Origin of the sequence: Tabrizicola sp. (genome assembly GCF_041919135.1) — a bacterium.
Classification (GTDB): domain Bacteria; phylum Pseudomonadota; class Alphaproteobacteria; order Rhodobacterales; family Rhodobacteraceae; genus Tabrizicola.
Window position 1 is genome coordinate 171,643 of the sequence record NZ_JAYRUJ010000005.1, and the last position, 20,909, is coordinate 192,551.

Below are 20,909 nucleotides of genomic sequence, written 5' to 3' on the forward strand. Positions count from 1 at the left end.
TCAGCGCGCCCCTCAGCGGCAGGGCGCCATCGCCTGCCAGCGACCAAGGCAGGGCCTGCCCTCGCCGATCTCCATCCCGCCCAGCCTACACGAATAGATCACCGAGGAAATGGTCTCGGCGCCGTCTCCGCCGGTCCCGTGCTGGCAAATCGGCGCAGAGTGGTCGGCCATCAGGGCGCGGGCCCCGGCTGCGGTCCAGTCGCGCCCCGGCAGGATGCGGGCCAGATGATCGAAACGGCGGTGCGAGGTGCCGGCGATGCCGTTGCCATCGGGAGCAAGCGTTTCCTCCCGCGTCGCGGCTGCGGTGAAATGGTTGGTCCGCCACTGGATGCCGCCCTCGGCGATGGCGGCCCCCCCAGCCGAGAGTTCCACCGCCGCCGTCGCCCCCGCCCGGTCGGCCATCACCAGCGTCCCGCCGCCGGCATGGGGCAGGCTGCGGATCAGAGCCAGCGCCTCGGGCACCGTTCCGGCACGAGCCAGCAGCCGCGGCAAGAGGAAATAGCGCAGCCAGCCCACCCGATGCCGGCTGACCGCGACCTGCGTATCGGCCAGTGCCAGCCCCGCCGCGTTGATCCCCGAAGACCATGCGGCAAGGGCGCCGAGGCTGCCGAAGCTCAGCACCTGCCCGGTGACGATTTCGGGCCCGGCATGGCGCAGCACGCATTGCACCCCCAGATGCAGGCCCGAGAAATCGCGGTTCTTCACCACCAGCGGCCCCTCCGGTCCGCCGGGAACCGCCCAGGCGCTGCATCCGTCGACAAGGGTGGCGCCGCCCTTCATGTCGCGCAGCGTGCCAAGGTGGAGATGGGCGAAGAGATCGGGTTCGGGCAGGTCGAAGCCCGCGGCGACCCCCGCCAGTTCCGCCATCCCCTCGGGGTCGTGCGCTTCGTGAAAGCGGCGCTGCGCGGCGAGGTAGTCCTCGTCGATCAGCCCCTCGGCCCGGGCGCGCTCGACCCGCGCCACGGTGGCAAGCCGCACTGCTTCAGCAGGCGCGGCGCCCCTCTGGGCGAGGCCGCGCTCATAGGGGGTGCCGGTGGCGGAAACCTCGATCATCGCGCGCCCTCCAAGAGGCTGAGGTTTTCATCCAGCCGGTGGCAGGCGGCAGTGTGGCCGGGGCCGACCTGCCGCGTTTCCGGCACGACGGTCTGGCAGGCGGCAACGGCCAGCGGACAGCGGGTATGGAACTTGCACCCCGCCGGCGGGTTCAGCGGCGAGGGCAGGTCGCCCTGCAGCCGCACCCGCCCCCGGGACCGCTTCACCCCGATCTCGGGCACGGCGGAAAGCAGGCTTTGCGTATAGGGGTGGCGCGGGGCGTCCAGTACTGCGGCGACCGGCCCGGTCTCGACGATCTCGCCCAGATACATCACCGCCACCCGGTCGGAGAGGTATCCGATGACCGAAATGTCATGGCTGATGAACAGATAGGTCAGCCCCAGGTCGCGCTTGAGGTCCAGCAGCAGCGCGATGATCTGCGCCTGGATCGACACGTCCAGCGCCGAGACCGGCTCGTCGCAGACGATGAACTCGGGGTTCGAGACCAGCGCCCGGGCGATGCCGATGCGCTGGCGCTGCCCGCCCGAGAACTGGTGCGGATAGCGGTCCAGTTGCCCGGCGTGCAGGCCCACCTTCTCAAGCACCCTTTCGGTGATCCTGCGCGCCTCGTCGCCGCGGGCGATGCCGTGCAGGGCCAGCGGCAGGCCGACGATCTCGGCCACCGTGCGGCGGGGGTTCAGGCTGGCATAGGGGTCCTGGAAGATGATCTGCATCCGCCGCCGCATCGCCTTCAGCGCCGGCGGCGGCAGGGCGGTCACATCGGCGCCGTCAAATTCCACCTTGCCGGAGGTCGGCTCGTGCAGCCGCAGGATCGCCCGGCCCAACGTGGACTTGCCGCAGCCCGACTCGCCGATCAGGCCCAGGATCTCGCCCCGGTCGACGCTCAGCGACACATCGTTCACCGCGCGCACCACGGTATGCGCCACGCCGCTCAGACGCCGGACCAGCGAGCGCGGGCCTTCGTAGTGCTTGGACAGGCAGGAGACGCGCAGGAGGCTCATGACATCTCCTCCAGCCGCAGACAACGGGAGCGGCGGCCGGGGCCGGCCTCCAGCATCGGGACCTCGACAAGGCAGTCCGGCAGGGCCAGCGGACAGCGGGAATGGAACCGGCATTGCGGCGGCAGGCCGACCAGATCGGCCACCTGCCCGCGGATCGGCGTCAGCGGCTGCCCCCGCAGCGCCGGGCGGGGGATCGAGGCCAGAAGGCCGCGGGTATAGGGATGGCGCGGCCGGGCGATGACCTGATCCGTAGGACCCTCCTCCACCACCTGACCGGCATACATCACCATCACCCGGTCGCAATGTTCGGCCACCACGCCCAGGTCATGGGTGATCAGCACCACCGCCATGCCCAACCGGGCGCGGATGTCGGTGATCAGCTCCAGCACCTGCGCCTGGATGGTCACGTCCAGCGCCGTGGTAGGTTCGTCCGCGATCAGCAGTTGCGGCCGGCAGGCCAGCGCGATGGCAATCATGATGCGCTGGCGCATCCCGCCGGAAAATTCGTGCGGATAGTGCGTCAGCCGCCTCTCGGGCGAGGGGATGCCGACCAGCCCCAGCATTTCGACCGAGCGGTCGCGGATTGCCGCGCGGCGGACGCGGCCGCCGGGGGGCAGGTCCCTGTCGTGTGCGATCAGCACCTCGGCCAGTTGCTCGCCCACCGTCAGCGCCGGGTTCAGCGCAGTCAGCGCATCCTGCATCGTCATGGCGATATCTCGGCCGCGCACCGCCCGCATTTCCTCGGCCGTCAGATCACGCAGCTCGCGCCCGTCGAAGAAGATGGTCCCCTGCATCACCCGCCCCGGCGCCCGGACCAGCCCCATGACCGAGGCGAAGGTTACCGACTTGCCCGATCCGCTTTCCCCCACCACGCCCAGGCATTCCCCGCGCGACACCCGCAGGCTGACCCCATCTACCGCCCGCACCAGCCCCGCGCGGGTGGCGAACTCGGTCCGCAGGTCGGTGACTTCCAGCAGCACCGTCATTCGCTGAACCTCGGGTCGAAAGCGTCGCGCAGGCTCTGGCTCGCCACGTTGATGGCCAGCACCAGCAGAACGATGGCGAGTCCGGGGAAGGTGGAGACCCACCACGCCTCCAATATGAAGGCGCGGCCATCCGAGACCATGCCGCCCCAGCTGGCCGTGGGCGGCTGCACGCCAAGGCCGAGGAACGAGAGCGACGCCTCGAGGATGATGACATTGGCCATGCGGATGGTGGAGACGACGATGACCGGCGACAGGATATTGGGCAGGATCTCGCGCCACATGATATGGCGGGGGCCGGCGCCAAGGGCGCGGGCGGCCTCGACATATTCCAGCTCGCGCACCGCCAGCGTCTCGCCCCGCACCACGCGGCAGGGGATGACCCATTCCTTGTAGGCCAAGGCCAGCACGATGTTCATCAGCCCCGGCCCCATCATCGCCATCAGGCCGATGGCAAAGATCAGGTAGGGAAAGCCCAGCAGGATATCGACCAGCCGGCCGATCACCACATCGACCCAGCCGCGGAAATAGCCGGCGGCAAGGCCAGCCAGGATGCCGACTCCCGTGGCCAGTACGATCACCGCAAGGCCGATGAAGATGGAAATTCGCGCGCCGTAGATGATGCGAGACAGGATGTCGCGCCCCAGCGCATCGCAGCCCAGCGCGAAGGACCACTCGCCCCCCTCCACCCAGGCGGGCGGTTGCAGGCGGCGGAACAGGTCGGTCGCGTTCGGGTCGTGCGGCGCGATCAGGGGGGCCGCCACCGCCATCGCGATGAACACGAGAACCACGATGACCGAGGCCATGGCCAGCCGGTTGCGGCGGAACTCGCGCAGGTTGCGGCGGAACAGGGATTCCGGGCGCGCGGCGGCGGGGGACAGGGCGGCGTCGGTCACAGCTTCACCCGCGGGTTGAGTACGGTGTAAAGGATGTCGGCGACGAAGTTCAGCAGCACATAGGTCACGGCATAAAGCAGCACCGCCGCCTGGATCAGCGGGTAGTTGCGCAGGAAGATGCTTTCCACCACCAGCCGCCCCAGGCCCGGCCAGCCGAACACCGTCTCCACGATCATGTTGCCGCCCAGAAGGCTGCCGGTCTCGATCGCGGCGACCGAGACGGTGGGGATCAGCGCGTTCTTCAGCGCGTGGCGATAGAGTACCCTGCGGCGGGTCAGGCCCTTGGCCTCGGCAAAGGTCACATAGTCCTGCCGCAGAACTTCCAGCATCGAGGTGCGGGTGACGCGCATCAGGATCGCGGTCATCGGCAGGCCCAGAGTGACCGCAGGCAACAAGAGATAGCGCAGCGCCTCGCCGAACGCCCGGATGTCGCCGGCCACCAGCGTGTCGATCAGCAGGAAGCCGGTGACGGTCGGCACCTCGCTGGAATAGCCGATCCGGCCCGACACCGGCAGGATCTGCAGATGCACGGCGAACAGCATGATCAGGAGGATGCCGAACCAGAAGCCGGGCAGCGACACGCCCAGCAGCGACCCGACCGTCGCCAGCCGGTCGAAGATCGAATTCTTGCGGATCGCGGCCAGTACCCCCAGCGGAATGGCGGTGACCAGCGCCACGATCAGCGCGACGAGGCTCAGTTCGATGGTGGCGGGAAGCCGCTCGGCGATCACCGTCGCCACCGGGCGGCCGTGGTAGAAGCTGTCTCCGAAATCGAACCGGACGGCATTGCCGAGGAAGATGAAGAACCGCGCCACCAGCGAACGGTCGAGGCCGAGGCTGCGGCGCAGTTCCGCCTCCTGCTCTGGCGAGATCGGCTGTTCGCCGACCATGATCCGGACCGGATCACCCGGGGTCAGCGCCAGCATCACGAAGACGATGACGCTGACGCCCAGCAGCACGGGGATGAGTTGGACGATCCGCTCCAGCAGCTTTCCGATGCTCATCCCCGTTCCTCCCGGTCCCGGATCAGTTCAGGCAGGCATCATGCAGGTTGATGCGGCTGTCCGCGCTGGGTTTCCAGCCCGTCACTCGCTTCGAAACGCCGTAGATGTCCTTGGGAACCCACAGATAGACATAGGGCTGTTCGGCGTTGATCAGCAACTCGGCCTCGCGGTAGAGCGCCGCGCGCTTGTCGCTGTCCAGTTCCGTCGCCGCAGCGTCCAGGAGCGCGTCGAGGGCGGGATTGGAATAGCCCGCCGAATTGCCCCGGTCATCGGTGCGGTGCGTCGGGGTGAAGATGTCGAACGGGTCGAGCGAGCCATTGCCCCAGCTGCTGAAATACATGTCGCCGGACTTGGGTTTGCCCTCGGTGCGCCACTTCTCGGTCAGTTGCGCGCTTTCCCCGACGACGACGGTGGTGCGGATGCCCGCATTGGTCAGCATCGAGGCGATGGCCTCGGCGGTGTCCTTGAAGGCGCCTTCGGTGTCCAGCGTCACGTCGATCCCGTCCGGAAAGCCCGCCTCGGCCAGCAGGGCGCGGGCCTTCTCGGGGTCATGACCCAGTTTCGGCAGGTCGCTGGCGCCGAAGGCATCGGGCGACAGGATACCGTCGATGGGCGCTGCGTTGCCACCGAGAATCCTGTCGATGATCAGCTGCTTGTCGATCGCCAGCGCGGCGGCCTGACGCACCTTCACATCGTCGAAATACTCGCCCTGCAGGTTCATGGCGATGAAGAAGCTGCGGGTGCCGTTCACCGTCATCACCTGCGTGCCCTCGTTCGCCTCGACCTGGGCGATGGAGAAGGCGGGCAGTTCGTTGATGATATGCACCTCGCCCGCCAGAAGCGCGGCCACGCGGCTGGCGCTTTCGGGGATGATCTTGAAGATCACCCGGTCCACGCAGGCCTTGCCCACCGGAGGAATGTCGGAGGCGCCGCCGTAATAGCCGTCGAAACGCTCCATGATGATGGCATCGCCCTTGCGCCATTCCACCAGCTTGAACGGGCCGGTGCCGTTCGCGGTGGTAGCAAGGCCCTCGTTGCCCAGCTTCTCCACGAAAGCCTGCGAGACGATCTGCTGGTTCGGCAGCATCGCGGGCAGGATCGGCCAGGGTTCCTTCAGGGTGATGCGCACGGTGTCGGGAGCCGTCACCTCGACCGAGGCGACCGGCCCCATCAGGCCCTGGCGCGGGCTGGTCTCGCCGCCCATCGCTCCCTCGACGGTGATCCGGTCCAGGGTGAATTTCACATCCTCGGCCGTCAGTTCGCTGCCATCGTGAAAGCTGATGCCCGACCGGATCTTGAAATCATATTCGATAGGCGAGACCTGCGTCATCGATTCAGCGATCTCGGGCACGACAAGCATGTCGGGATCGCGGGTCAGGAGGCCGTCATAGAGGTTGCGGATGATCGTCTCGGTCTCGCGCTTGCGGTGGTTCGCGGGATCCAGCGTGTCAGCATCCAGTGTGAAGCCGACGATCAGGTCCTCGGCCGCGACGGGGGTGGGAAGGATGACCGGGCAGGTGGCCAAGGCGGTGGCCATCAGAAGGCGTGGCATTGCATTCATCAGATTTCTCCCTTGTGGATATGCTCCGCTTTCGGGTGCTTTGGTCCATGTTCGTCCAGACACGAACAGGAATGCACGAACCGTGCCAGGGTTCGCCCGCCCATCGGAGCCGCGTTCCGTCCTCGTTGCCATGGGCGCGCGTGGCCTTCACGCGCCGGCGCTTGCATTTCACGCCGGTCGCCGGCGGGCGGCGCGCGGCGGAATACCCGCCAGCCCCCGGTATTTCACGACCGTGCGCCGGGCCAGCGCCGCTCCCTCGGGCAGCAGGAGCTGCGCAATGGCCTTGTCCGTCAGCGGATGGACCGGGTCTTCCCCGGCCACGATCTCGCGCATCCGCGCCAGTACCGCCTGAAGCGACAACGGCTCTTCCTGTCGGCGCGCTGCGGGGACCGGGGCGCATATCAGATCGCGCAGCCCGAGCGTCCGCCCCGGCATCGACAGCACCAGCGCCGCGGTCACCCGGCTGATCGTGCTGCGGTGCAGACCCGTGGCTGCGGCCAGATCGTTGATCGTCAGCGCTGCAGGCGGTCCCGCCCCGCGCAGATGGGCGTCCTGCCGGGTGACGATTTCGGCTGCGACGCTTAAAGCCGTCGCGTGCCGCCGCTCCAGCGCCTGAACCAGCGCACGCGCCTCGCGCAGGGCCTCGGGCGGCGCCGCAGCCCCGGGAGTCAGGCGCAGGGTGGGCAGGGTCTCGGCGTTCAGTTCCAGAAGCCACCCCTCGCCATCACGCCGGAGGATCAGGTCGGCCGGGTGCCCCGCCGAGGCCGCCTGCGCGAAGCCCGCTCCGGGCTTCGGATTCAACCGCCGCAGGCTGCAGGCCATCTCCCGGACCGTCTCCTCACCGCAACCGCAGGCCTCGGCCAGGGCCTCTGTTCGCCCCGCCGCCAGAAGCGGCAGGTTGCGCAGCAGCGCGGCGAATGGCTGAGTCAGCAGGCCCTGCTCCTCGGCCTGAAGGGCAAGGCATTCCGCGAGGGAGCGGGCGAAAAGCCCGGTCGGTTCCGCCGCCTGCAGTTGGCGCAGCACGGCCTCGGCCCGCGCAGCCGGACACCCCGCCTCGGTCGCGATCTCCTCGAGGCCCGCCCCCAGCCAACCCGATGGCTCCAGCGCATGCAGGAAGATCCGCGCGATGCGCCGGTCCTCGGCATCCCGCACCAACAGGGGAAGCTGCGCCTCGACATGGGAGATCAGCCCCGGCTCGGCAAGCGGGATGCGGTCGGTGTCCATTCCGCCGGGACCACGGCGCATCTCCTGCAAGGGGCGCCGATGCCCGGACGGCGGCGGCGCGATCTGGCGCGACAGCGTCAACCAGTCCTCCGCCCCCGCGCCGACCGCCACCCCCAGAACCGCGCTGCCGGCCGTCAGATCGGCCAGCCGCGCCGAAAGCTCGGCATTGGAAAGCGAGATCAGGCCGATCGCCTGCCGCAGCGCCGGCGTCATCGCAAGCGCGCCGCGCTGACGGAGGCCAAGATCGATCCCGCTCGCCATGAGTCGTCGCCGGTATCCTGTGTCTGGGAATGTCCAGAAGACCAGCCCCTGACCGCCATGGCAATGGCCCGGCCGGGTCGACGGCGGACCGCCTGTCCGGTCACTTCTCCTCCGTCGCTCGGCGCTGACGGAAGACGCGCCGATACCCGAGCCTTCAGCCGGTCGCTGGAAGGGCGGCAAGCAGCCAGGGCTCGGGCCAGGATTGCGGGGCGATCAGGTCAAAGAGCGCATAGGTCACCCCCAGGACCCCGGCGGCGCCAAGGGCCGCGTACCAGAGCGGGGGATGTCGCTGCCACCGGGCCGCCACCAGAAGGAAGAGCGCGGGTCCCACAAGATGGCCAAGCGCCAGGATCGCCAAGGCAAGCGCGCCCAGCGCCGCAAGGAAACGCGCATCGGCCAGAAGGCCCGCGCCCTCGGCCCCGGCCCGCCCTTGTCCGAGGAGCCGGGGCAGGATCGGAACCGAAGCCAGCAGAAGCACGGCCGAGACCAGCGCAGGAAAGATCGCCGCGCCCGGCGGCAGACGGGTGCAGGCGGCCAGGCAGGCCAGCGCCAGGCCCGAGAAACCGATGCCCAGGACCGCATCGCCCCGCCCTGACGCCGCAGCGGCGCCCAGATCGCGGTCGCGCCGGGAGCGGCGGATCTGGCGCAGGATCATCAGGCCCGACACGGCAAGGATTCCCGCGACCATGGGCTGCATCAGCCAGGACCAGCCCGAGATCTGCCAGGACAGGAAGAAGAAGCGTTCCAGGTTCGGGCCAAGGACAAGGCCCAAGGTGAAGGCGGGGCGAGACCAGCCGTAACGCTTCATCGCAAGGCCCAGGGCGGAGAAGACGAGAAGCACGACGAAATCCCGCGGGTCCTTCGAGGTCTGGTAGGCCCCGAGCACCACGAAGGCCAGCGCGATCGGCACGAGCACCGTGGCCGGGACCAGCGCCAGCCGCGCCAGTTGCCGCGTCAGCCCCAGACAGATCAGCGCACCGATCACATTGGCCAGCGCGATGGTCAGGACCAGCGAGACGACGAAGGGCGCGTGATCGCGCAGAAGGTCCGGGCCGGGGGTCAGCCCGTGGATGGTGAAGGCCCCCAGAAGCAGCGCCATCGGGGCCGAGCCGGGCAGGCCGAAAGCCAGTGTCGGAAGAAGCGAGCCGCCCTCCTTGGCATTGTTGGCGCTTTCCGGGGCGATGACGCCGCGGATGTTGCCCTCGCCGAAGGCCGGACCCTTGCCCGGGCGGCGGGCGGCATCGCCATAGGCGACCCATTCGATGATCGTGACCCCGATCCCCGGCACCGCGCCCAGTAGCGCGCCAAGCCCCCCGCTGCGCAGGACCAGGGGCAAGTTGCGCAGCGTCTCGGCCATTCCGCGCCAGAGGCCGCGGGGATCGGGGGCGGTGCCCATCTCGGCAATCCGGCCCCGGGCGACAAGCCCGGCAAGTTCGGGCACCGCGAATAGGCCAAGAAAGACCACGGCCGTCGGCACCCCGTCCCAGAGGTAGACCTGCCCGAAGGTCCAGCGTTCCGCGCCCTCGTAGGGGTCCAGGCCGGTAAAGGCGACCAGCGCGCCCAGAAGGGCGGCGATCAGGCCCTTGAGCGGGTCCTTTCCCGCTAACATGGCAACCAGCGTAAGGCCGAAGGCGGTGATGGCAAAAAGGTCGGCGAAGGTCAGGAACAGGACCAGGGGCCGCATCACCGGCAACGCCATCGCCAGAAGCACGGCTCCGAACAAGCCGCCGATCAGCGAGGCGGAATAGGCCGCGCCCAGCGCGCGGGCCGCCTGCCCTTGCCGGGCAAGCTGGTGGCCGTCCACCACGGTCGCAGCCGCCCCCACCGTCCCCGGCACGCCGATCAGCACGGCCGGGATCGTGTCCGAGGTCGTCGTGACCGAGGCCATGCCCAGAAGCAGCGCGAAGGCGGCCACCGGGTCCAGCGAGTAGGTCAAGGGAATCAGGATCGTCAGCCCGAAGATGCCGCCGATTCCCGGAATCACCCCGATCACCAGCCCGAAAAGGACCCCGGCCAGCAGAAGTGCCAGCCGGTGCCATTCCATCAGGCTGTAGAGCGCAAGGAGGAACGTCTCCACTCGAGCCTACTGCACCAGGGCGCGCGCGGCCTCTTGCACTGCGGGGTCGCTGGCCAGGAAGCCGTCGATCAGCCGTTCGACCTCGACGCCGCTGGTCATGATCAGCTCGAACCCCTGGCGTTCGGCGGCCGCGGCGAATTCGGGATCGGCGGCCAGCCCGTCGAAAGCTGCGCGCAGGCGGGCGACTGCCTCTTCCGAGGTGGCGGGGGGCGCAAGGAAAGGCAGGTGCACCGAGCCGGAGGAGACGACCAGTTCCAGCGCCTTGCGCGTCGCCTCGTCCGGCGCACGATCAAGAAGGAAGGGCACGCCCGGCAGTTCGTTCTTCGGCGTGGGGGCCAGTTCGACGATCACGTTGTAGCGGTCCAGCATGTCGCCTTTCGACAGGGTGGTCACGCCGATACCGCAGCGCGCGCCGATCTCGCCCCGCTCCATCGCGAGATCGATTTCGGTCGCGCTTTCGAAGCCGGTGACGATGTCATAGCGGGCCCCCAGCGCGGCACGGATCGCAGCCGGATAGGTGTAGGTCGTGCTGTCCCTGCCGGTGGCGCCAACCTTGAACTCTTGCGTCAGGAACGCATCCAGGCTGTCGATACCCGATGCCTTGGGCGTGATGCAGTAAGAGGCCGAGTTCGTCATGCTGGCCAGGTAGTGCACCTTGGTGGGGTCGAAATCGGTGCTGTCGGGATTGAAGATCGGCAGAAGCGCGAGCGCCGAGCTGACGGTGCCGATCTGGCTGCCGTCGGTCGTGGTGCTGGACATCATCATCTTGGCCAGCTTCACGCTGCCTGCGCCGGGCACGTTCTCGACCACCACCTCGGTCGTGCCGGGCAGGTGGCGGGGGATATGCTCGGCGATCAGGCGCGCGGCCTCGTCATAGGATCCGCCGCTGCCATAGCCGACCTGGATGGTCAGCGTCTCGGCCCCCGCGGCAAGGGAGAGGGAGAGGGAAAGGGCAGAGGCGAGGAAAAGCGACTGGGCGGACATCAGGGTTCCTTGTGGATGGCAGGTTCCGGCCGCGGATCGGGCGGGTCCTTCGGGTGAAAGGCTTGCGACAGACGCGCGCGGTCGGTCTTGCCCGCCGCCGTGACAGGAATCGCGTCGACGGCGAGAAGGCGAAAGAGGTAGCGAGGGCCAAGCCGCTCGGCGAGTTGGGCGGTCAGAAGGCCGGCGTCGAAGCCGGGACCGGGAACCACCGCAAGGCCCGCGATGTCGCCCCCGCCGGGGTCGGGCAGGCGGAAGGCCGCGACATCGGCCACGCCTGGCTGGCCCTGGAGCGCCGCCTCGAACCATTGCGGGGCGCGCTTGTTGCCCCCGATGTTCAGGAACTCGGCCCGACGGCCCAGGAATTGCAGCGCCCCGTCCCCCAGGCGACGGCAGATGTCGCCGGTGGCGACCCAACCCTCGGCATCGGTGAGGGAACGGCCCGAGGGATAGTCGGTCACGCGGATCTCGGGCGGCACGCGCAGCCAGAGTTCGCCCCCGGTGGCCGGATCGGCAGCGGCGCCGGAGTCGTCGGTGAAGCGATAGCCGAAATCCGGATAGGGTTCGCCCACCCGTCCGGGCAGGTCGGGCCGCTCGGCGGGACGGGCGTGGGCGATCGAGCCGGTCTCGTTGCTGCCATAGCAGAGGACGACCTCGGCGCCGAACAGGGCCTCGGCGCGGGCGGCAAAGGCGGGCGCGACCTCGCCGCCGCCGACCAGGATGCGGCGGAGGCTCGCGGGGGGCGGAGCCCCGGCTTCGACCGCGGCGAGAAGGCGGCGGAAGTTCCAGGGGGACAGTAGCGCAGTCGTGACCCCCTGCGCCGCCATGGCGCGCAGGTTGGCGGCATCGTCGCGGCCCGGATGCAGTTGCAGGACGCCCGAAAGGACGGCGCGCGCCATGTAGTTGAAGAAGGGACTGGAGCCCGGGGCATAGCCGATGAAGACCGGCCCATCGAGGCTGCCGCGCAGCTCTTGCCCGCGCAGGGCGCGCGCCAGAAGCCCCGCATCGCTGATCAGCCGCAGCTTGGGCGTCCCGGTCGTCCCCGAGGTCATGCGCACCATCGCGCCCCCCGGCTGGATCGGCACCCCCCGGCGCGGCGAGCGGATCCAGTCGCGGCCGACGGGGATTTCCCTGGGGCCAGGAATGTCACCACCCGCGACCACGAGATGCCAGTCGATCCCCAGCGCGCCGCCCCGCCCCTCTCTGGGCACCGGGCCGATTGCGGTGGCGCCGATCCGCAGAAGCGCCAGCTTCAGCGCGACGCCCGCAATCGGGTCGCCGACATGGACCGACACGAGGTTCCCCGCCGTGACGCCATGATCCTGCAACGCCTCGGCGAAAGCAATGACGGTGAAGAAGAGATTGGCGAAGGTCACCGGGGCGTCGGTCGGGTCGATCATGGCAAGCGCCGTCGCATGCGCCCGACAGCTGTCCTCGAATGCCGCTGAAAAGCCCTTGGTCATCGTATCCCTGCCCCGGCGGCATCCTAAGGGGCGGCAGCAGGGCGCACAAGCACCGTCACATTCCAATTGGTACCAGCTTGACCTGCGCCCGACGCTGGGCAAGCTGCACATCCGCGCCAGACCCTGACGGAGTGCCGAAGCATGTCCCTGATCGCCGCCATTGCCCGCTCCGCGCAGGCCCGTCCACAGAAGATTGCGCTGATCACCGAGAAAAGCCAGATGAGCCTGACGGACCTGTTGCACCTGACGCAGGTTCTGGATGTCGAGCTTATGACGCGCGGGCTGCGGGCGGGACAGACCGTCGTCATGACCAGCCGCAGGCCCGAGCTTTGCCTGGCGCTGACGCTGCTTCTGTCCTGGCGCGGGCTGACGCTGATCTACGGCCCGGTCGAGCAGGTGGCCGAGGCGGGCATCGCCTTCGATCTGGTGGTCGGGACCGAAGCCTCGGCCGACGTGCCGGGCACACGGCAGATCGTGATCGAGGCCGACTGGTTCGCGTTGATGGGCACATTGGCCCTGCCGGACTTCACTGCGCCGACCGGCCGTCCGATGGGGACCTTCGTCTTCCGCTCATCCGGGTCGACGGGGTTGCCGAAGTTCATCCGCTCGGCCGAGGCCGACCGGCTGTCCGATGCGCAGCGCTATGCCTTCATGGGCGAGGTCGATCTGGGCGCGCGCCGGCTGATGACCACCCTTTCCCTGCATGCCGGCTGGTCGATGGCGGTGGTGCTGGCCACGCTGATCGAGGGGGGATCGGTCGTCGCCCTGGCCGAGGGTGCCAGCAATGCGCTGCCCTGGATCGACCTATACCATGTCGACACGCTGGCAACCTCGCCCGCCATGTTGCAGCTTTACCTGCAAGAGCCGGCGGCAGCGCAGTATCTGACCGGCCTGCGCGACATCCGGCTGGGGGGTGCACAGGCGGGGCCGCAGCTGCTGGCCGAATTCGCGCGGATCTGCCCGGCGCGGCTGCATCTGGGCTATGGCTCGGCCGAGATCGGACCCTGTTTCCGCTGGATCCACGACCCGACCCGTCCGCAGCCCGAAGGCTATCTCGGCCCCTTGCGCAGGCCCGACCTGGAACTGGGTTTCTTCGACGCGACGCTGAACCTGCTGCCTGAGGCAAGCGAGGGGCTGGTCGGATTCCGGCCGGTGAGCGGCCATTTTGCCCGGCAGTATCTTTCCGACCGCAGCGACGCCCGGACCGGCTTTCGGAACGGCTGGTTCTTCCCCGGCGACATCCTGCGTCGGGTGGGCGAGAACTACTTCATCCTTGGCCGGGTGAAGGAAGTGGTGAACTACGGCGGCAACAAGTTCGCGCTTTCCCGGGTCCGCCAGGTGCTGGAGACAGCCTTTCCGGGCGTCAGCCTGGTGCCGGTCGCCCTGACCGACGCCGAGGGGATCGAACGGCTGGGCGTGGTCTACAGCGCCGCGCGCGGCCTGTCCGAAGGCGAGTTGACCGCCGCCGTCGCGCCGCATTTCACTGGATTGAAAGTCATGCGCTGCATGCGTGTAGAGCGGTTGCCATTGACCGAGACCGGCAAGGTCGACACGCAGCGGATCCGCGAGATGCTGACCCGGGGCTGAAAGCGAAAGGCCGCACCCGAACGGGCGCGGCCTTGGTCATGCGTTGCGTCTGATCTGGGTCAGAAGCGGAAGCCCAAGCGGATCGACACGGTGGTCAGTTGCGCGTCGTCAATATAATCGGTGGCCGGAACGCCGCCGATTTCGCCGTCGCCCGACATGTTGCGCGTGGTCACGTCCGCACCGAAGAAACCGTTGTCATTGAACGGCATCTCGAACCCGGCGCCCAGCGAGAAGCCATTGAAATCGCCGCTTTCGCCGCCGTATTCGAAAGTCCCGAGCGAATAGCCGAGCGAGCCATAGACCAGCGTGCTGCCCACTATCGTGCCCAGACGGCCCTTCAGGTCGAGGATGCTGCCGATCCTGTCGACATAGGCGCTATCGCCCTGGACGCCGCCATTCCAGGCCAGTTCGCCGCCATAGACCATATTGCCCGAGACGACGTTGTAGCCGGCGAAGATCGACCCGACCGTACCGTCGAAGGAATAGCCGTCATCGCCAAAGGTGCTGAAGTCGCCCGTGGCCGCGCCAAGGCCCGCACCGGCATACCAGCCGCCGACGTCCTGCGCATGAGAGAGGCCCGCCGACCCGGCAAGCATGGCGGCACCACTGCCGATCACCTTCAACGCAACTTCTTTCGCGGCCATGTTCATTCTCGCGGTTAGAATTCGGTTACCGGAATGTTACTCAGCCGGAACAGCGAAAGCAAACCCCGAACCTGCCCTGAGGGAAATCAGGCAGATGGCGCGGCAACAAAGTCACAGATGCGCCTCGTCTGCCTGCGCCGCCCTCTCTTGACGGCGGAACTTGCCCTCCTCGACCATCCGGACGCAGGCGCGGCGGTCGGCCTTACCATTCTGGTTGCGCGGCAGGGTGTCGGCAAAAAGGAAACGTCTCGGCACGACAGACTCGCCTCCCAGTGCCAGGAGCGCGATTCGAGCCTCGGCAAGGAGGCGACTCATGTCGGCGCCAGGCTCGACACTAAGGAAGGCGCGCAGGCCTTCCGTGCCGGGAAGATCGGGCAGAATGAAGCTGATCGCGTCGCGCACGCCTTCGACACCGAGAAGCGTGAAGTCCAGAAGCTGGGCATTCACCTTCTGGCCGCCAAGGTTGAACTGGTCGTTCACCCGGCCGGTTATGTGGAAATTGCCCTCGGCATCCCAAAGGCCCAGGTCACCGGGGTGGAACGAGCCGGCGCGGAAGCTGGCCGCAGTCGCCTCGGGGGCGTTCAGGTAGCCGGGTGCGAGATAGGTGTTGGTCACCCGGATCTCTCCCTCCTGCCCCGCGGGCACAGGACTGCCATCGGCGGCGACCACCTCGACCCGGGAGCCGGGGGCCAGGACGGTGCGGCTGGCGATGCTGCCGTCGGCGCGCAGGGTCCTGATGTTCGTCAGCGCGTTGAACCCCTCGGTCGAGCCGTATCCGACCCAGACCTCGGCAAAGCTGGAAAGCAGGTCGCGCACCAGGGATTCGGCTGCAGGACCGCCCGAAAGTTGCAGGATCGCCACCTTCCCCGGCGCGCACAGCCCTTGAAGGCCGCTTGCCGCCTGGGCGGGCGAGGCAAGCGCGTAGCCCACTCCGTCGCCGAACCAGGCCTCGGCGTCGCGTCCGAAACGGACCGAGCCCGCGTGCAGAAGCGCGGTCAGCGCATAGGTCAGCCAGACCGGCGCCGAGACCGGGAACAGGCTGGCCATCCGCAACCCGCGCCAGTCGAGCCGGCGGGCATTCGCGGCGATCCGGTCGACCACGACCCGGTGCGGAAGGCCCACCAGCTTGGGGGTGCCGGTGGTGCCCGAAGTTTGGCTGATCATCCAGATGTCGTCATCCGAGCGGAACCCGGCGAAGGGCAAGGCGCTGCCCGGGGTCACGGATCGCGGGGCGAACCAGGTTGCATCCAGGGGTGTGATCGGGAGGGAGGCGGGTTCCATCGTTGCGTCGTCCAGCGTCAGGTCGATCGCCAGCCGGTCGGTGCCCAGAAGATTGCCATGCCCGAAGACCCAGCGCGCGCCGATCAACGCCGTGGCCATGAGCGAGGCGAGCGAGATCACCGGATCGGCAGTGCGCACCGCAACGGTGCTGCCCTGCCCCATCCCCCGCTCGTGCAGTCCAAGGGCAAGCGCCAGGCTGGCCTCGGCCAACTGGCCATGGGTGACGGAAAGCCCCGCGCCGGTCACGGCCAGCACCTGGGGAAAGCGTGCGACTGCGCGCAGGTAGTGAAGCCCGAGATTGCCGCTGCGGGTCTGGTCCATGATCTGCCGTCCATCCGAATGCGTCGGCTACAGTGCGGCGCGGCCGAGCGGGCGTCAATCCGATGATCCGCGCGGTCGTCGCGCCTGCGACTTGCTGCTGGTCCTGCCGTGGAAAGGCGCGGCGGCCGTGGTGGCCCCGCGCCGGCCGGTATCGTCTTGGAGGGCCGCCTCGGCAGCGTTCGCCCGCCGGACCATGTCGTCGTGTGGCGCCGTGGACAGCGAAGCCTGATACTCGGGGTCGTCGTGGTAGGCCTTGGCCGATTTGAAACTGGCGAGCGGATGGTGAGTTGGCGGGGGTCCGCCCCCTCCACCGTCTCGATCTTGCCCTGTCCGGAAAGGATCTTGCCCCCCAGGCACGGGGCCACCCCGGCCCAGATCTGACCATAGGCCCTCAACGCCTCGGTATCTTGATGGTGCCTGCGCATGATCCAGTAACCACCGTTTTCAGATCACCGCCCGTTCCACCACGCGCTCTCCCTTGGCGAAGCGGGCATGAAGGAAGGGCGTCAGGTCCATCGACTTGAAGCCGCCGTAGATGATCTGTTCCGCCACCCCGCGCCCCACGGCCGGACCCTGCTGCGAGCCGTGGCCGGAGGAGCCGTTGGTGAAGTGGAAATTCCGCACCTGGTCATGCGGCCCGATCACCACGTTGTAATCGAAGGTGTTGTAGTCATAGTGGCCCATCCAGAAGTCGACGATCTCGACCTCCTTGAACTGCGGGATGCGGTTCGAGACGATCGGATGCAGCTTCCTTTCCCAGATGCCCTCTTCGGCCGCGAAATCATCGGGGGCCATCGTGTCATCCGGTCCCATCGGCGGGCAGCCGATCAGGTAGTCATCACCGAACTGGCGAAAGTGGACGCCGGTCGGGTCGATGGTCAGGGGCAGGTCGCGGTCCAGGGGCCGCTTGGCGCGGAAGACATAGGTATAGCGCCGCTTCGGCTGGATATCGAGCTTGAGGCCGGCCATTGCCGCCACCTGCCCTGCACGGGTGCCAGCCGCGTTCACCACATGGCCTGCCGCGATCACCTCACCGCTGGCCAGCGTCACCGAGGTCACCCGGTCGCCCTCGCGCCCGATGGCCGTGACGCGGTTGCGGATATAGTCCACCCCGCGCTCCAGCGACTTGCGGATCAGCCATTCGACCATCAGGGGGGCGTTGTAGTAACCCTCGTCGCGGGTGTTCAGGCTGCCCGCCGCGATGTCGTCCAGCTTGTAGAACGGATAAAGCGCGACGATCTCCGCCGCCGAGACCATGCGGGTGCCCGCGCCATTGGCCGCTTGCACCGCCTGATCGCGCTTCAGGACTTCGGTCAGCGCGGGGGTATCAGACAGGTAGAGATAACCGAAGCTGCGGATCGACAGGTCAGGCACAGCCGGATCGCCGCCCAGATTGGCGCGGAAGTTCTTCACGAACTCTGCCGCGAACTGGCCGATCCGCACGTTGATCGGGTTGGCGAATTGCTGCCGCATGCAGTTGTTCGACGCCCCGGTCTGGGCCTTGGCAAAGGTTGGATCGGGATCGACGATCAGCACCCTGCCTTTGAAGTCGGGGTTCGAGGCCAGGAACCAGGCGGTGTTCGCCGCCATCGTCGCACCGCCGATGATCACCACGTCATAGCCGCTTGCCTTGGGCTTGGTGTCGAAGGCAGGCAGGTTCATCACCCAGGAGGAATCTTTCGACGAGGTCATTTCTCACATCCCCCGCGTCGCGCCGCCATCGACGCGGATGTTCTGGCCGGTGATGTATGCCGCCCCTTCCGAGGCGAGGAAGGCGATGGTCGCGGCGATTTCTTCCGCCTTGCCGTAACGCTGCATCGGCACAGCCAGGCGGCGGTCCTCGGTGGCAGGCAGGCTGTCGATCCAGCCGGGCAGCACGTTGTTGATGCGGATGTTCTCCGCCGCGTAGGTGTCGGCGTAGACCTTGGTGAACGAGGCCAATGCCGCGCGCGCCGCCGCCGAGGTCGGGAACATGGACGAAGGCTCAAACGCCCAGGCGGTCGAGATGTTGATGATCGAGCCGCCCTTTTGCGCCTGCATGAAGGGCGTCACCAGCCGGATCGGGCGGATGGCGGACAGGAAGTAGACCTCCATCCCGGCATGCCAATCGGCATCGGTCAGTTCGATGATCTGCTTGCGCGGCCCGTGACCGGCAGAGTTCACCAGAACGTCGATCCGACCCCACTTCGCTCCCACCGCGTCGATCAACCGCGCCACGTCGTCGTTCGACTGGTTCGATCCGGTCACACCAAGGCCTCCCAGTTCCGCCGCCAGGGCTTCGCCCTTGCCAGAGGACGAAAGGATGCCGATCTTGTAGCCATCCGCAGCCAGACGACGGGCAGCAGCGGCGCCCATGCCCGAACCACCGGCCGTAACGATCGCGACTTTTTCTGCCGACATTTCTCTCTCCATACCACTAAGGCAGGCCATCATTGGCCTTACATTGCCCTCAAAATACGGGATTGACGGCCTCGGCACGAACCATGTTATCTGCCATGATTCAGCAGAAAAACTATCCGATGAAGAACAACCTCTCCCGTCTCCCGCCATTGAACGGCCTTCGCGCGTTCGAGGTGGCCGCGCGCCACCTGAACTTCCGCTTGGCCGCCGAGGAACTGGGTGTGACCCAAGGTGCCGTTGCGCAGCAGGTCCGGGGATTGGAGGCACATCTGGGCCTCCAGCTGTTCTCGCGCCAGACCCGGGCCTTGGCGCTTACCGAGGCGGGGCGAGGCTATGCCACCAACATTCGCAAAGCCTTCGAGCTGATGGTCGACGCGACCGAGGTTCTGCGTCCTGAGCCCGCCCATATGACCATCAGCGTGACACCGACCTTCGCCACCAGATGGCTGATCCCGCGGCTTCCGTCGTTCTCGGAGGCACACCCGGGCATCGACCTGCGCATTGTCGCCAGCGACCGTATCTCCAACTTCCAGACCGACGCCGTCGATCTGGCCGTCCGCTATGGCAGGCCACCCTTCGGGCCGGGTCTCACGGCGGACCTCCTGTTCGAACAGAGCATCATCGCAGTCGCCAGCCCGCAGATCGCTGAACGCCTTGAGGCCGGACCAAATGTCCTAACCCTTCTGCATGACAGCCACGACCTGTGGCCGCAGTTCTTTGCGGTCGCATTCCCTCAGGGGGCTCCTCCTGCCCAGAAGAACATGCGCTTCAGCCAGACTTCCCTGGCGATCGAAGCGGCCATTGCAGGGCAAGGGCTGGCATTGGCAAGCCGTTTCTTTGTGACCCAGGATCTGGCCTCAGGAAAACTCGTACAGGTGCTGGGTGCGGAATTGCGAACTGGGTCAGATTTCTACCTTGTCGCCCCGCGCAAATCCAGGAATGCGACTGGCGTCCAATCCGTGCGAAGCTGGTTGATTGGCCAAGCATCGACGTAAGCGCGAACAATACTGTTCGGAGCGGGAGCGCAGGACCCCAGCATTTCAGTTTCAGAGCTGACCTGCCCGCCCCGGTCGTCCCTCGTTCATAATGAGAGTCCTTCGGGTCGATAGTAGTCGGTTTCGGGTTGGGCAAGCGCGCCTGGCGCGGAGCCTTCGGACTGCTCAAGCGCCCGGCACACTTCTGCCGGGGTCCGATTGCGCAGCGAGGAATGCCCGACGTTATTGTAGCCCGCCCGGATTCTGGCGGGCCTGGCACGGAATTCCATCCTCCACCCTCGCCCCGACTACCGACTGCGGGCGCTGCTGCGCGCGGCGCCCAGTCTGCGCCGTCAGAGGTGACAGCGTAGATCAGCACCTATTGTACTTCATTATCAACGACAAATGCAGTCACAGCTTTCCGCCTGCCGGGATGGCTCGCAGTCTAGGGGCGATTTCATCACGGAGACTGCGGCGTGGGTTTCAGCGTAGCGATGGCTTCCTTGATCTCAGCGAGGTTTCGCAGCAACGCCGGGCCCGGTAGAGTCGAGAATCCACTGTGTGATGGCGTCGAGGTCACGCGCGACCAGTGGGTGGAAGCGGATACGGTAATTCACGCCCCGTGCGCCGCGCCAATGGTTGCGCGTGCAGTGCCGAAGACATCGTCGTTGTCGATGAACGCAGCGCGCAGCGTTTCCATGCGAGCATGGATTTCTTGTGCCAGGCCGAGAGGGCCACCTCGCGCTCCTGGTCGTTCTGCATCATCTACTCCAGCGCGGCCGCCACCGCGCCGCTTTGATTGGCAAAGACGCCCTGCCCTACCTTTTCCGAAAGCAACTGGTGGTGGCGGTCGGTGAAGCTGGGGATGATCTCGACGGTCATCCGCACCTCTTTGGTATGACTGAATCATGTATGGGGCAACGCGATGGCTTTAGCGTCACCGGCAAGGGTGCGCTCGCCTCCCATTCACGCGCGACTCTCAAAACATCGACGTGGCGTTCACTCATTCTGCGCAAACGCAAACGCCGCCCCGGAGGGCGGCGTTCAAGCGTTTGATAACGCGACGTATTTTGGTTGCGGGGGCAGGATTTGAACCTGCGGCCTTCAGGTTATGAGCCTGACGAGCTACCGGGCTGCTCCACCCCGCGACGGTTGTGCCTGTTTTTGGCACGCGAGCCCCGAGGGCGTATTAGCGATC

The 20,909-nt window shown here is 67.3% G+C and carries 17 protein-coding genes, 1 tRNA gene and 1 pseudogene; 2 read left to right on the forward strand and 17 right to left on the reverse strand.

Features of this window, described 5'->3' with window-relative positions:
- Positions 1-12 precede the first annotated feature (12 nt).
- From ACE3UA_RS06095 to ACE3UA_RS06140, 10 genes are all read right to left on the reverse strand, one after another.
- The gene (locus tag ACE3UA_RS06095; protein ID WP_374643533.1) at positions 13-1,053 is read right to left on the reverse strand and encodes a C45 family autoproteolytic acyltransferase/hydolase; all 1,041 of its coding nucleotides are present in this window, start codon (positions 1,051-1,053) and stop codon (positions 13-15) included.
- Positions 1,050-2,054 (reverse strand): ABC transporter ATP-binding protein, encoded by a 1,005-nt coding sequence (locus tag ACE3UA_RS06100; RefSeq protein WP_374643534.1) that lies wholly within the window; start codon positions 2,052-2,054, stop codon positions 1,050-1,052. The genes ACE3UA_RS06095 and ACE3UA_RS06100 overlap by 4 nt, the downstream gene beginning before the upstream one ends.
- Entirely contained in the window at positions 2,051-3,040 is a 990-nt protein-coding gene (locus ACE3UA_RS06105) for an ABC transporter ATP-binding protein (protein ID WP_374643535.1), read from the reverse strand. Before ACE3UA_RS06105 ends, ACE3UA_RS06100 begins: the two co-directional genes overlap by 4 nt.
- A complete protein-coding gene (locus ACE3UA_RS06110) occupies positions 3,037-3,933 on the reverse strand; it encodes an ABC transporter permease (RefSeq protein WP_374643536.1) in 897 nt (298 codons plus the stop codon). The genes ACE3UA_RS06105 and ACE3UA_RS06110 overlap by 4 nt, the downstream gene beginning before the upstream one ends.
- Positions 3,930-4,937, reverse strand: a complete 1,008-nt coding sequence (locus tag ACE3UA_RS06115) for an ABC transporter permease (protein ID WP_374643537.1) — start codon at positions 4,935-4,937, stop codon at positions 3,930-3,932. The genes ACE3UA_RS06110 and ACE3UA_RS06115 overlap by 4 nt, the downstream gene beginning before the upstream one ends.
- Before the next feature lie 22 nt (positions 4,938-4,959).
- Positions 4,960-6,498 (reverse strand): ABC transporter substrate-binding protein, encoded by a 1,539-nt coding sequence (locus tag ACE3UA_RS06120; protein WP_374643538.1) that lies wholly within the window; start codon positions 6,496-6,498, stop codon positions 4,960-4,962.
- Between the two features lie 168 nt (positions 6,499-6,666).
- Positions 6,667-7,983, reverse strand: coding sequence for an RNA polymerase sigma-54 factor (locus ACE3UA_RS06125; protein WP_374643539.1), 1,317 nt, complete (start codon positions 7,981-7,983; stop codon positions 6,667-6,669).
- Between the two features lie 154 nt (positions 7,984-8,137).
- Positions 8,138-10,060, reverse strand: coding sequence for a tripartite tricarboxylate transporter permease (locus ACE3UA_RS06130; RefSeq protein ID WP_374643540.1), 1,923 nt, complete (start codon positions 10,058-10,060; stop codon positions 8,138-8,140).
- 6 nt (positions 10,061-10,066) lie between these two features.
- On the reverse strand, positions 10,067-11,044 hold the full coding sequence (locus tag ACE3UA_RS06135; protein WP_374643541.1) for a tripartite tricarboxylate transporter substrate-binding protein: 978 nt from the start codon (positions 11,042-11,044) through the stop codon (positions 10,067-10,069).
- Positions 11,044-12,441 carry a class I adenylate-forming enzyme family protein gene (locus tag ACE3UA_RS06140; RefSeq protein WP_374643542.1) on the reverse strand — a complete coding sequence of 466 codons (1,398 nt, stop codon included), beginning with the start codon at positions 12,439-12,441 and terminating at the stop codon, positions 11,044-11,046. The genes ACE3UA_RS06135 and ACE3UA_RS06140 overlap by 1 nt, the downstream gene beginning before the upstream one ends.
- Before the next feature lie 204 nt (positions 12,442-12,645).
- On the opposite strand from ACE3UA_RS06140, the gene ACE3UA_RS06145 reads away from it, so the two are divergent.
- On the forward strand, positions 12,646-14,091 hold the full coding sequence (locus tag ACE3UA_RS06145) for an AMP-binding protein (protein ID WP_374643543.1): 1,446 nt from the start codon (positions 12,646-12,648) through the stop codon (positions 14,089-14,091).
- 59 nt (positions 14,092-14,150) lie between these two features.
- On the opposite strand, the gene ACE3UA_RS06150 is transcribed toward ACE3UA_RS06145, so the two are convergent.
- The 4 genes from ACE3UA_RS06150 to ACE3UA_RS06165 all read right to left on the reverse strand — a co-directional run bounded on the left by ACE3UA_RS06150 (position 14,151) and on the right by ACE3UA_RS06165 (position 18,737).
- The gene (locus ACE3UA_RS06150; protein WP_374643544.1) at positions 14,151-14,735 is read right to left on the reverse strand and encodes an outer membrane protein; all 585 of its coding nucleotides are present in this window, start codon (positions 14,733-14,735) and stop codon (positions 14,151-14,153) included.
- 111 nt (positions 14,736-14,846) lie between these two features.
- Entirely contained in the window at positions 14,847-16,337 is a 1,491-nt protein-coding gene (locus ACE3UA_RS06155) for a class I adenylate-forming enzyme family protein (RefSeq protein WP_374643545.1), read from the reverse strand.
- Between the two features lie 444 nt (positions 16,338-16,781).
- Positions 16,782-18,029, reverse strand: a complete 1,248-nt coding sequence (locus ACE3UA_RS06160) for an NAD(P)/FAD-dependent oxidoreductase (RefSeq protein ID WP_374643546.1) — start codon at positions 18,027-18,029, stop codon at positions 16,782-16,784.
- Positions 18,030-18,032: 3 nt separating this feature from the next.
- A complete protein-coding gene (locus tag ACE3UA_RS06165) occupies positions 18,033-18,737 on the reverse strand; it encodes an SDR family oxidoreductase (RefSeq protein ID WP_374643547.1) in 705 nt (234 codons plus the stop codon).
- A 119-nt stretch (positions 18,738-18,856) separates the two neighbouring features.
- Here ACE3UA_RS06165 and ACE3UA_RS06170 point away from each other — a divergent pair, with 119 nt between their 5' ends.
- Positions 18,857-19,732, forward strand: a complete 876-nt coding sequence (locus ACE3UA_RS06170; RefSeq protein WP_374643548.1) for a LysR substrate-binding domain-containing protein — start codon at positions 18,857-18,859, stop codon at positions 19,730-19,732.
- Positions 19,733-19,818: 86 nt separating this feature from the next.
- Here ACE3UA_RS06170 and ACE3UA_RS06175 read toward each other — a convergent pair.
- The 3 genes and pseudogenes from ACE3UA_RS06175 to ACE3UA_RS06185 form a co-directional block, all read right to left on the reverse strand.
- Positions 19,819-19,971, reverse strand: a pseudogene (locus ACE3UA_RS06175) (IS3 family transposase); the annotation flags it as partial.
- Positions 19,972-20,287: 316 nt separating this feature from the next.
- On the reverse strand, positions 20,288-20,473 hold the full coding sequence (locus ACE3UA_RS06180; RefSeq protein ID WP_374643549.1) for a hypothetical protein: 186 nt from the start codon (positions 20,471-20,473) through the stop codon (positions 20,288-20,290).
- 309 nt (positions 20,474-20,782) lie between these two features.
- A tRNA-Met gene (locus ACE3UA_RS06185) sits at positions 20,783-20,859 on the reverse strand.
- Positions 20,860-20,909 lie beyond the last annotated feature (50 nt).

Bases quoted from the DNA above. Each gene is read 5' to 3' on its own strand.
- ACE3UA_RS06100 (WP_374643534.1), bottom strand. From the start codon at position 2,054: ATGAGCCTCCTGCGCGTCTCCTGCCTGTCCAAGCACTACGAAGGCCCG.
- ACE3UA_RS06155 (WP_374643545.1), bottom strand. From the start codon at position 16,337: ATGGACCAGACCCGCAGCGGCAATCTCGGGCTTCACTACCTGCGCGCA.
- ACE3UA_RS06150 (WP_374643544.1), bottom strand. From the start codon at position 14,735: ATGGCCGCGAAAGAAGTTGCGTTGAAGGTGATCGGCAGTGGTGCCGCC.
- ACE3UA_RS06115 (WP_374643537.1), bottom strand. From the start codon at position 4,937: ATGAGCATCGGAAAGCTGCTGGAGCGGATCGTCCAACTCATCCCCGTG.
- ACE3UA_RS06125 (WP_374643539.1), bottom strand. From the start codon at position 7,983: ATGGCGAGCGGGATCGATCTTGGCCTCCGTCAGCGCGGCGCGCTTGCG.
- ACE3UA_RS06135 (WP_374643541.1), bottom strand. From the start codon at position 11,044: ATGTCCGCCCAGTCGCTTTTCCTCGCCTCTGCCCTTTCCCTCTCCCTC.
- ACE3UA_RS06165 (WP_374643547.1), bottom strand. From the start codon at position 18,737: ATGTCGGCAGAAAAAGTCGCGATCGTTACGGCCGGTGGTTCGGGCATG.
- ACE3UA_RS06120 (WP_374643538.1), bottom strand. From the start codon at position 6,498: ATGAATGCAATGCCACGCCTTCTGATGGCCACCGCCTTGGCCACCTGC.
- ACE3UA_RS06105 (WP_374643535.1), bottom strand. From the start codon at position 3,040: ATGACGGTGCTGCTGGAAGTCACCGACCTGCGGACCGAGTTCGCCACC.
- ACE3UA_RS06140 (WP_374643542.1), bottom strand. From the start codon at position 12,441: ATGATCGACCCGACCGACGCCCCGGTGACCTTCGCCAATCTCTTCTTC.
- ACE3UA_RS06145 (WP_374643543.1), top strand. From the start codon at position 12,646: ATGTCCCTGATCGCCGCCATTGCCCGCTCCGCGCAGGCCCGTCCACAG.
- ACE3UA_RS06095 (WP_374643533.1), bottom strand. From the start codon at position 1,053: ATGATCGAGGTTTCCGCCACCGGCACCCCCTATGAGCGCGGCCTCGCC.
- ACE3UA_RS06160 (WP_374643546.1), bottom strand. From the start codon at position 18,029: ATGACCTCGTCGAAAGATTCCTCCTGGGTGATGAACCTGCCTGCCTTC.
- ACE3UA_RS06170 (WP_374643548.1), top strand. From the start codon at position 18,857: ATGAAGAACAACCTCTCCCGTCTCCCGCCATTGAACGGCCTTCGCGCG.
- ACE3UA_RS06180 (WP_374643549.1), bottom strand. From the start codon at position 20,473: ATGCAGAACGACCAGGAGCGCGAGGTGGCCCTCTCGGCCTGGCACAAG.